This is a genomic window from Dialister succinatiphilus YIT 11850, from assembly GCF_000242435.1.
GTDB lineage: Bacteria > Bacillota > Negativicutes > Veillonellales > Dialisteraceae > Dialister > Dialister succinatiphilus.
Window position 1 is genome coordinate 1,186,071 of sequence record NZ_JH591187.1, and the last position, 6,054, is coordinate 1,192,124.

Genomic DNA, 6,054 nt, shown 5'->3' on the forward strand with positions numbered 1-6,054 from the left:
CGCCCCCCTTTCCGGCTACGCCGGACTGCCCCCTGTTCAGGGGGCAGAATAGGGCTCTATGCTTTCCTGCAGAGACATGGCCCCATGGCTAAGCACCCATAGTGCCCCCGCTTGCGGTGGCAAGGGAACTGGATTCGCAGGGAGCCGGCGACTGAGAATCCAGTGACACGCTTCCCAGCGGGGCGGAAAGGTGGTGGCGCCAGCCACCAAAGGGGGAAAACGCCGAAATGGTACCTGAAGTATATGACTCGCTGTTTTTTTCCCTCATATCTCTCGTTTCCCCTTGAGGTGGCAAAGGAACTGGATTCATAGGGGAGCCCCACGACCCGCGAATCCAGTGACATGCTTCCCACCGGGGCGAAGTCCCGCGAAGCGGGAAAGGGTGTACGAGGTAAAGCACCGATTTGATACTCTATCATTTTCCTGACCGCCAATCGGCGGCCCCTGAGCGAAGCGATGCACAGCGAACATGATTTGCACTATGCGAACTGGATTTGTAAGGGAGCATCAGCGACCTGAAAATCCAGTGAGTCAGTGACAGCAGTGGATGCACTATGCGAACTGGATTTGTAAGGGAGCATCAGCGACCTGAAAATCCAGTGAGTCAGTGACAGCAGAGGATGCAGGAGCGCCAGCGACGCACAAATCATAGTGAGTCGTTTTCCCTGTGGGACGCAACCTTTCTACACAACCCTTGGCACCAAGGGCCGGAGGCCCGATGGATGCCATATGCCCCTCTGCGCCGCAGGCGCAGGCCCCTTCGGGAATACCGGAAAGCACCGCCCAGGTCCAGGCCCCAATCCCGACCGCGCCGAAGGCGCCTGAACCCTCAAGCCCCATAGGGGCTTGTCCATAAGGCGTGTCAACCTTCGGGAATACAGCTTCCCGCCGATTCTTCACAAAAACCCATGGTTTCCCTGACGCCAAAGACGGCATATCAACTCCCGGCGAAATCAAAAGCCCCCGGCTTTTCAAAGCCGGGGGGCAGCAGCGCAGGGGGTATCAGATTTTCACAGATTCATTAGCTGTTTCATGGGCCAGTGCTTTTTTAGCTGCTTTTTCCTGACGGATCACTTCCTGGAAGGAGAAGACTTCTTCCTTGATGACCGGAGAGAGAACCAGGATGGAAATGAGGTTCGGGATAGCCATGAGGGCGTTGGCGATATCGGAGAGGTTCCATACCAGATCCAGGGTCTGGGTGGCGCCTACGAATACCACAAGGGAGAAGGCTACGCGATAAATGATGTTGTATTTATGGGTGCCGAAGAGGTATTCCCAGGCTTTTTCGCCATTGTATTCCCAGCCGAGAATGGTGGAGAAGGCGAAGAGGATAATGCCGATGGAGACGATGTAGCTGCCTACCACTCCCAGGTGGGTGGAGAAAGCGGCCATGGTGAGACCTACGCCGGTTAAAGGCTTGCCGTCAGCGCCCATGGTGCCCAGGACGCCGGAGGAGGCAATGGTGAGGCCGGTGATGGAGCATACTACGATGGTATCGATGAAGGTACCGGTCATGGAAATATAACCCTGTCTGGCAGGACGGTCGGTGGTGGAAGCCGCAGCGGAAATAGCAGCCGAGCCCAGGCCGGCTTCATTGGAGAAGCAGCCTCTGGCCACGCCGAAGCGGACCGCATTCATGACGGAAACGGTGATGGTGCCTACCACGCCGCCTTCTACGGCAGAGGGGTCAAAGGCCATCATAAGAATCAGGTATAAGCCGTGAGGAATATTTTCGTAATTAATGGCAATGCAGAGCAGGCCGGCCAGGATATAGAAGGCAGCCATGCCGGGAACGACCACGGAAGAAACTTTGGAAATGGAAGTAATGCCGCCTACGATGACTGCCAGGGTAAGGACAGTCAGCACGGCGCCCACGATGGTGGTGGAAATGCCGAAGGTAGTCTGCACAGCGGTGCTGATGGAGTTTGCCTGGGTCATATTGCCGATGCCGAAAGAAGCAATGACGGCAAAGAAAGCAAAGAGTGTGCCCATGACAAGGCCCGCTTTTCTGTTCTTGAACCCATTCTTCATGGTGAACATGGGGCCGCCCTTCATTTCGCCCTTGGCATTCACTTCACGGTATTTGAAGCCCAGCATACATTCGGAAAACTTGGTGGACAGTCCGAAGCAGGCAGACAGCCACATCCATACCAGGGCGCCGGGGCCGCCGGCAAACATGGCCGTAGCCACGCCGACGATATTGCCGGTGCCGATGGTGGCAGCCAGAGCCGTCATGAGGGCGGAAAAAGGCGATACGTCGCCGCTGCCGCGGCTGGTGGTGCGGGCATCATGGCCGAATACGCTCTTCAGCGCATAAGGCAGGTTCCGCCAGGTCAGAAAACGGAGGCTCACGGTCATATAAATGCCCGTGCCTACCAGCAGAATCAGCATGACCGGTCCCCATACGAACCCGTCAATGGTACCTACAAGTTGATTAATCTGTGCCATGTCCATAATCATGTCCCCCTTGTTTCCCGTAATTGTTGTAATAAACAAAAAATCGCCGCACTCAGGCTTCTGAAAAGACTGATGCTGGCGTAACAGAAAACACGGGAGTTACCCATGTGCCAGCCCTGTCCTTTTGCCTGAGAGATTCGGAATTTCTACGGGTGAAATTCCTTTACACCTTCGGCTCCCAATTGAATGGGACTCTCCAGAGATGTGTCCGTACACAGTTTCGTGTTCTTTTGAACGCCTGATAGTATTACTCCTTCGGCAGAGAGATAAGATCCCTCATTTTTCAGTGTACATCATCCACCAGTATGGTACGGTTTCCCGTACATTTCTCCATCACCCCTGCATTGTCTGAATTCCCGCAGAAAAGTGATTTATCCAAATTATACACTAGAATTTTGAAATTGCAATATGTCAATATATATTTGTTTTTCATCGATTTCCATGATTTTCATTCCTTTTAGAGATACATGCTCTCTGATTCTCCTGCAAAGAAGGAAATCCATTTCCTTCCCTTGATTTCAAACATCAGTTCTATTATAATCTATAAAGAACTAACGTTCTTATTGAGGAGCGATGCCGAAGGCCTCCAGCCGCCTTCTCCCCAATACAAACAGGAACAGTATGGAAACGCAGGAGGGATATATGGAACCATCAAAGATTACAGCACTGATTCCCATCATGAACGGCCCTGCCAAAGGCTGCATGGTGGTTTACGAAGACGGCCGCCGCTGCCGCCGTTTCTGCAGCGTAGAGCGGTACATGAACACCCTGGCCGCCTTCATGGGAAATGACAACCGGGCCTGCCGGAAACTGTTCGACAGAAAGCGGGGCACCGGCATCCTTTTAAACGACGGCAGCATCTTCGTACAGATCCGCATGACCGACAGAGTGCCCACCCTGGGCTACGTCCGCCTGGACGCCATCCGCGGCTTCTACACCGGAGACAGCGGAAAATGCGTCCTCCGCCTGGCCGGGGAAGAAGAACTGGAAACCCGCTGGAAACTGGAAACCGTGGATAAGCATATCCGCATGGTACAGAAAATGCTGGAAGGGAGGGAACTGCCGGAGCTGTGAAGACTGCGCCCTTGAACACACCTCCGGTGTGAGGGTTGACGGGGCTGCGCCCCGAAGGTTCTTAAGGTTCTCAAGTTTGACGGCCTTTCAGGCCGAGGGTTGTGGATTGCCCTTCGGGCGTGAAGGTTCTTAGGATTGACCGGCCCTATGGGCCGGAGGGTTCGTAAGTTTGACGGCCCTTCGGGCCGAGGGTTGTGGTATCGCCCTTACGGGCGATGAGTATAAAGTCAGCGTTACGGGATTTACTTTCAGTGTCATATAGCATGATAAGCATTCTGCGGATTGGCTCGCTGCGCTCGCCTACCCCTATCCGGCTTTGCCAGACTTCCCCCGCAAGCGGGGGCAGAATAAAGCTCTGAAAAGCAGTCCTTTCATAAACAGCTCACAGCATAACGGAGCTTTATTGTCCCACCGCACCGCGGGGGGGAAGGTGGTGCCGTAAGGCACCAAAGGGGAATTGCATTTTCTCGCCCGTCAGGGCGGCTGTATGGTTTTCGCGCACCAAAGGCAGTATAAAAAATGGCGCCGAAGGCGCCGTACCTCGCCAGCGCAGCGATACTATATAACTCCCGAGGGCGAGAGCCCTCAACCCGTCCGGGAGGCGTCAGCCGGTCCCGGACAGAACCCTTGGCGCCCAGGGCCAAAGGCCCGGCGGCGCCATCAACCCTCACGCCCGTAAGGGCGTGTCAACCTTCGGGAATACTGGAAAGCACCGCCCAGGTCCCGGTCCCGGTCCCGACCGCACCGAGAGGTGCCTGAACCCTCACGTCCGTAAGGGCGCGTCTATAAAAAGCGCCGTTAATAACATAAAAAGAGCAGCCTGGAGCTGCTCTTTTTTCTATGCTGGTGATTTCAATTATCCCGGAGGGCCCGTTTCAGAATCTTGCCTGTGGCGTTCTTCGGCAGAGCGTCCATGGGGATGAAACGGCGGGGAATCTTGTAGCTGGCAATGTTTTTGGACATGTGCTTTCTGATTTTATTTTCATCAAAATCATAGCCCTCTTTCATGACCACATAGGCCCACACTGCCTGGCCGCGAAGGGGATCCGGATGGCCTACGACGGCGCATTCCGCTATGCCTTCCACTTCGTAAATGCAGTCTTCCACTTCGCCGGGATAGATATTTTCCCCATTGACGATAATCAGGTCCTTGATGCGGTCCACAATGTAAATGTACTTATCTGCATCCATGTAGGCCAGGTCGCCGGTATGGAGCCAGCCGTCTTCGGAGAGGACTTTCTTTGTTTCCTCCGGCTTGTTCCAGTATCCCTTCATAATATTGGAGCCCCGCACCATGAGTTCGCCCACGGTACCAGCCACGTAGGGGCCGCCGTTTTCGGTGCGGATATAGGCTTCCACGCCGGGAAGCACAGGGCCGCTGGTCAGGTATTTCGGTTTGGCACTGGGCAGGACGCATACCACCGGTGACGCTTCAGTGAGGCCGTAGCCTTCCTGCACGGGATGGCGGAAACGGAAATAGAAGGCCTGGGCCACAGGCTGAGGAATGGAGGCGCCGCCGGAAATGAAGGTATGAACCGTTTTCATGACTGAAGGATCGCCCCGTCTTGCCAGCAGGTTGTACATAGGCGGCACCATAATGGCAATGGTAACGGAATGTTCCACAATGGTATTGATGATTTCCGTCGGACTCTTGGACCGGAGAATGACGATGGTGGAATGGGCATAGAGGCCGGCATTCACCACAGTGGTCAGGCCGTAGCAGTGAAACATGGGCAGTACGCAGAGCACCTTGTCTTCCGGCTTGAAGACGATGCGGGAAATAAACTGCTCCACATTGCCCACCAGGTTTCGATGGGTGAGCATAGCCCCCTTCGGGCTGCCGGTGGTACCGGAGGTGTACACCAGGGCACATACGTCATCCTCGGTGATATCTTCCGGAAACTGAGGTGCTTCGGGGCAGGTATCCCTGGAAGCCTGGAAATCCAGGTCATGGATATCAATAGACGGACAGGATACTTCCAGAGCCGTATCGGTGACCAGAAGTCTGGCGCCCGCATCTCTGATAATGTAGTCCACTTCCCGGTCCACCAGGGAATTATTCACCGGAATAATAATGGCTCCCAGACTCACCACAGCCAGATACACATACACAAATTCCGGCCGGTTTGAAGAATAAAGGGCCACCCGGTCTCCCCTGCCTACGCCCATATGGTACAGACAGTTCCGGTACTGGCGAAGGTCCTGTTCCAGTTCTCCGTAGGTTACCCTGGATTCTCCTTCAAACACCGCATGGGCAGGATCTGCCCCTTTTATAATTTCATGTAAAAACATTTCGCACCTCTCTAACTAATAACAGTACCATTCTAGCAAAAAAATAGAATTCTTTCAAATAATAAAGAGGGGAGGGGCACGCCTGCGGCGTGAGGGTTCTTAAGATGGACCGGCCTGACGGCCGGAGGGTTCTTAAGTTTGACGGGGCCTTTGGCCCCGAGGGTTGTTGTGGCCCCTTACGGTGCACAGCGAACACAATTTGCACTATGCGAACTGGATTTGTAAGGGAGC

3 protein-coding genes and 1 riboswitch are annotated in these 6,054 nt (G+C 54.4%); of the genes, 1 reads left to right on the forward strand and 2 read right to left on the reverse strand.

Going from position 1 to position 6,054, the window contains the following annotated elements:
• Window positions 1-1,002: 1,002 nt before the first annotated feature.
• Complete coding sequence (locus tag HMPREF9453_RS05120; protein WP_008859497.1) at window positions 1,003-2,454, reverse strand: alanine/glycine:cation symporter family protein; 1,452 nt, start codon at window positions 2,452-2,454, stop codon at window positions 1,003-1,005.
• 109 nt (window positions 2,455-2,563) lie between these two features.
• Window positions 2,564-2,667: riboswitch (glycine riboswitch) on the reverse strand.
• Window positions 2,668-3,099: 432 nt separating this feature from the next.
• Here HMPREF9453_RS05120 and HMPREF9453_RS05125 point away from each other — a divergent pair.
• On the forward strand, window positions 3,100-3,531 hold the full coding sequence (locus HMPREF9453_RS05125; RefSeq protein WP_008859498.1) for a hypothetical protein: 432 nt from the start codon (window positions 3,100-3,102) through the stop codon (window positions 3,529-3,531).
• Window positions 3,532-4,383: 852 nt separating this feature from the next.
• Here the strand turns inward: HMPREF9453_RS05125 and HMPREF9453_RS05130 are convergent.
• Window positions 4,384-5,823: a class I adenylate-forming enzyme family protein gene (locus tag HMPREF9453_RS05130; RefSeq protein WP_008859499.1), complete on the reverse strand. Its 1,440-nt coding sequence runs from the start codon at window positions 5,821-5,823 to the stop codon at window positions 4,384-4,386.
• Window positions 5,824-6,054: the final 231 nt, after the last annotated feature.

What these genes read in the sequence shown, in the direction of transcription:
- HMPREF9453_RS05120 (WP_008859497.1), bottom strand. Translation starts at nt 2,454, where the DNA reads ATGGACATGGCACAGATTAATCAACTTGTAGGTACCATTGACGGGTTC.
- HMPREF9453_RS05125 (WP_008859498.1), top strand. Translation starts at nt 3,100, where the DNA reads ATGGAACCATCAAAGATTACAGCACTGATTCCCATCATGAACGGCCCT.
- HMPREF9453_RS05130 (WP_008859499.1), bottom strand. Translation starts at nt 5,823, where the DNA reads ATGTTTTTACATGAAATTATAAAAGGGGCAGATCCTGCCCATGCGGTG.